Source organism: Vreelandella rituensis (assembly GCF_003336665.1).
GTDB lineage: Bacteria > Pseudomonadota > Gammaproteobacteria > Pseudomonadales > Halomonadaceae > Vreelandella > Vreelandella rituensis.
Genome location: NZ_QPIJ01000153.1, coordinates 1 through 1,105, shown reverse-complemented (window position 1 = coordinate 1,105; position 1,105 = coordinate 1). Strand labels below are relative to the sequence as shown.

The 1,105-nt window shown below is 55.0% G+C and carries 2 protein-coding genes; both read right to left on the bottom strand.

Annotated elements, in window-relative coordinates; translation table 11 throughout:
* Positions 1 to 125 precede the first annotated feature (125 nt).
* A complete protein-coding gene (locus DU506_RS21225; RefSeq protein ID WP_114488795.1) occupies positions 126 to 329 on the bottom strand; it encodes a zf-HC2 domain-containing protein in 204 nt (67 codons plus the stop codon).
* 14 nt (positions 330 to 343) lie between these two features.
* Positions 344 to 931 (bottom strand): sigma-70 family RNA polymerase sigma factor, encoded by a 588-nt coding sequence (locus tag DU506_RS21220; RefSeq protein ID WP_114488794.1) that lies wholly within the window; start codon positions 929 to 931, stop codon positions 344 to 346.
* Positions 932 to 1,105 lie beyond the last annotated feature (174 nt).

Below are 1,105 nucleotides of genomic sequence, written 5' to 3'. Positions count from 1 at the left end.
CACCCACTACCCACCATTCAACACTAAAGGAGGCGCGGACAGGGAACCCCGAGTCGTGCTGCGCACGACGCGCTATCCCTCCCGGCGCTAAAGCAACCGGGTTTCCCGCGCAAAACGATGATGAATTATTTCTTCATGGATGGCTTTTTGGGTGTGTTTACTGCCGGGTGACGTTCGCCCACCTGATGAAGCAGGTCGAATTGACGATTGCACTGGCTACAGGCGCCACACATCGAAAGATGCAAGTGCAGCGACACACGCTCCTGCCAACTCAGTGGACGGTCCAAACGTTGAGACATCAGCTCTGTGGCGCGTTGGCACATTATCATGCTGTATTTCCTCGTTAAGATGATTCTTCCTGGAGCCAGCCGCGCTCGATACAGGTACGCAGGCGTAGCCGCGCGCGGTGCAGGATGACCCAGCAGTTGTTTTCCTTGAGGCCGGTCTCCTTGCATATATCCTGAGTCGAGAGCCCCATCAATTCTCGCAACGAAAACACCCGGGCAATGTTGTCCGGCAGGGCGATCATGCAGGCATCGAACACTTGCCAGAAATGTTCATTTTCGAATACGGCATCCGGTTCACCCCAGCGGCTGGGGCGGGCATTAGGCTGCCAACGTCCATTTTCCTGAAACAGGTGATCGAGCAGGTCGTCGCTGATATCGTCGTTCATCGGCTGCCAGGTGCCTTGGCGTTTCTGGGCGCGAAGCCCATCGAGAATCTTGTATTTCAATATGCCGAACACCCAGGTTTCATAACCGGAGCGGCCTTCGAAATCGTTGGCTTTTTCATGGGCGGTGAGCAGCGCTTCCTGAACCACGTCTTCCGCTAGGGTGGCATTACGTAAATGCAGCCTGGCGAAGGCTATTAAACGCGGTCGCACCGCTTCAAGGCGCTTTTGATTCTCGAAAGAGGAGGCTTGATGGAGCATGAGAGAGCGGCTCTGTGGAGAAAAGTGGAAATTGGCAACATCTGTCGTGTGAGGCTAGGGTCTGTTGATGTTTGGTGGCAGGAAGATTTGGCAGGATAGGGGCAAGCTCACAGAATAGAGGTTCCGACACCAACAAACGGCGAGCCTGCCATGCCCCGACAAATGCTCACGGAT